At 43.7% G+C, this 2,846-nt stretch carries 3 protein-coding genes; all 3 read left to right on the forward strand.

All coding sequences use genetic code 11. The features are described from left to right. The first annotated feature begins 428 nt into the window (after positions 1–428). The 3 genes from H6G26_RS40565 to H6G26_RS40575 all read left to right on the forward strand — a co-directional run bounded on the left by H6G26_RS40565 (position 429) and on the right by H6G26_RS40575 (position 2,767). A complete protein-coding gene (locus H6G26_RS40565; RefSeq protein ID WP_190737663.1) occupies positions 429–872 on the forward strand; it encodes a hypothetical protein in 444 nt (147 codons plus the stop codon). A gap of 145 nt (positions 873–1,017) precedes the next feature. Beyond that, on the forward strand, positions 1,018–2,346 hold the full coding sequence (locus tag H6G26_RS40570) for a hypothetical protein (protein ID WP_190737665.1): 1,329 nt from the start codon (positions 1,018–1,020) through the stop codon (positions 2,344–2,346). Positions 2,347–2,359: 13 nt separating this feature from the next. Further along, positions 2,360–2,767, forward strand: coding sequence for a hypothetical protein (locus H6G26_RS40575; RefSeq protein ID WP_190737666.1), 408 nt, complete (start codon positions 2,360–2,362; stop codon positions 2,765–2,767). The last annotated feature ends 79 nt before the right edge of the window (positions 2,768–2,846 follow it).

Genomic DNA, 2,846 nt, shown 5'->3' on the forward strand with positions numbered 1-2,846 from the left:
GATAGCGACCGATTTCTTTAAGGTAGGAGCGAACTAAGTCGGTAGTTGGGCTGGGCATACTTTCAATTAATTCTGAGGAATACTTTTATTTTTCGTTTGAATAGAATCTTTTGTTTCAACAGCTAGCTAACAAATCAAATCTTAATCATAGACTTAGCCCAATGTTTATCTTTGTCAAATAAGTTTATAAATATAATACTTGAAATCTTCAAACAGGTAAATACTAAAACCTGCTTTATTTTATAAATAAGCTTTAAAATGACGAAGAAGTTTGGCTAAGTTAAATTAGAGAGACGCTACGCTAAATTTAGAGTGAAGTCCTCTCTTTAAGAGAGGATGTGTTCAAATCCGCTTCACATTTGAACAAGGCTTAAAAACGCTTTGCGTAAATCAGTTGAAGATTACAAATACTTAGTTGAGAAAAAATCATGGATATGCAATCTCTACTCACTTTGGCAATAGTAGCTATCTTTTGGGCATTCGTTACTCTTGTTATATTCCAGTTCATTAGCGGACTATTTGTATCGGCTGCTTACGCTAGTAATCTGGTTTCAGTTAGTAATATAAATATAGTCGCTCCTACAATCCCATCAGTATCAGAAGTAATCACACCGCAAGCGATGACTTTTGAAAAATTGCCAGATCCTTGGACGTTAGAGGATGAAGTTGTTCATACTACAACTAATAAAGCAGTTGTTCTCTCATTCCCTACATTGAGATTACTGCCTCCAGTTAAAGAACTTTCACCACAACCAAAACCTACTCGTTCAACCAAAGCTAACAATGCTGCCAACAAGTCACCGAAAACTAAACAGGCTGATGTAAAGTCTTCAGGCAAGCGCAAGCCAGGCAGACCGCGTAAAGCTGGCTAATTCGCTTTTTAATTCTCGTCCGATCACCGAAGAATAAATATCTAAAGGTTCAAAGGTTTAAATGAGGCAATTACTTGCCTCATTTATTAGTAAGAGAAAGGCTTCGCCATAGCAAAAGTGAAAAAATAATATTGTGAGTGATGCAATGGTACAGCAGCTCTTCACCCAAGGTTTTCTGTTCGACTTCCAAACAGTGTTAGATTATGGGCAATCAATATTAAGTGTTGGTCAAGAGCTTTTGAAAACACTACTTGAGAACCGCCCCCTGAACACGAAAACTGTTCAAGCCCAAATGAATCGCCACTTCCACGGTACTGCGGCAGAGGGCACATGGCAATGGAAAGATGCTTACGAAGCTGTCGAAGTGGCGCAAATATTATATCTGCGCCAAAAAGGTTACAAGCTTTTATTAGAGTCGCCGCTAACAGTATTATTGGAATTGGAGAAGTTAGTAGCCCTTTGCCCAACGCAAACACGGCGCAGTGAAGAGTCAGTACAGCTTCAGCAATTCTCGACACCGTTGCCCCTAGCATACTTGGTAGCATTGGCGGGACAAGTCAGTAGCAGCGACCTCATCCTTGAGCCAAGTGCCGGGACTGGCTTAATAGCCCAATTTGGGAAACTACAAGGTGCGAGTCTCATACTCAACGAGCTTGCACCTGATAGATCGAAGATTCTGCGTCGGTTGTTTCCCGGCACTCCACTATTTGGGGTCAACGCCGAACAAATCAATGATTATTTAGCTGGCATTTCTCAGCCTTCAGTTGTTCTGATGAATCCACCGTTTTCGTCGTCCCCGAAAATCAGCAGTCGCAATCCCGACGCAACAAAGAGCCACATCAACTCGGCATTGCAAAGACTGGCTAACGGTGGACGGTTGGTAACAATCACAGCCAACTGGTTCTCTCCGGCTAACCCAAGCTGGCGAGAGACTTTTGTTAGGTGGCAAGAGAAAGCACGAGTTTTAATGTCAGTCGGGGTTAACGGCAAGGTTTACTCAAAACATGGGACAACTATCGACACTCGGATTACAGTGATCGACAAGGTTCCGGCTGATAATCACAGGCAAATCCCCTGTATTTCCGAAACTTTGGACTTGCCCGAACTGCTAGCGTTGATTGAGCATTTGCCACTGCGATCTTCGTGGGAGCGCTCAGAAGAAGTCAAAGCTGCTGCGAGAGCAAAAGTTGTTCAATTGCCATTCCGTACTACAGTTGCACAACCAGAAACAGTTTCCTTTCTTCCAGACGACGTAGTAGTGCTGGAATATGAGGTTATCGAGTGGACGGCTAGTGAGGGTTTGAAAGATACCTTATACGAAACCTATCGCCCACAAAGAATCCGAATCAAGGACGCTTTACCTCATCCCTCATTGCTTTGCGAAAGTGCAGCCTTAGCACTTGTCTCACCACCGGCTCCAACTTACAAACCACATCTCCCACGCAACATCATCACACAAGGCTTGTTGTTTTGATGACCAAGGCGGGGTGATTCCAAGAGTTCTACTCGTTCGTCCACAGAAAGAAACGCGTGTCCCTGTCGATAAGTTGGAATCGTCCACTTGGAAGCAGGTTTCGGCTGATACGTTTGTTGCAGCTTGGTCGAAGGAAGTTGACCAATTGCCCAGATTCACTACTGATTATATTCACCTTGTGACTGGGATATTGCTGCCAATCTGGAAAATGCTACCCCAGAAGAACAATCGAGTATATCGGTTGCAGACCAGCGATGGCGAGAAAATTCTGGGTCGGGTGGTCAGTGCAGTAGATATTCAATCTGTGGCTGAACAACTCGGACTTAAGAACAAGCTGTTAAGCCCACAGGAGTTAGTCTCTTTAGTCCTAAACGAAGGCTATTCCCAGCAGTTGCCGGGCATCGGTGAGAGGTTAGAGTGATTGCACTTTTGTCAAGAGGGTGCAGGAAAAGGGGATAAATCCAGCTTGGAGACTGGTTTTCGCAGCGCTTTAACAACTC

Origin of the sequence: Nostoc sp. FACHB-888 (assembly GCF_014696655.1) — a bacterium.
In the GTDB taxonomy this organism is placed as follows: domain Bacteria; phylum Cyanobacteriota; class Cyanobacteriia; order Cyanobacteriales; family Nostocaceae; genus Nostoc.

Excerpts from the sequence above, each read along its gene's own strand:
- H6G26_RS40565 (WP_190737663.1), top strand. The coding sequence starts at position 429 with ATGGATATGCAATCTCTACTCACTTTGGCAATAGTAGCTATCTTTTGG.
- H6G26_RS40570 (WP_190737665.1), top strand. The coding sequence starts at position 1,018 with ATGGTACAGCAGCTCTTCACCCAAGGTTTTCTGTTCGACTTCCAAACA.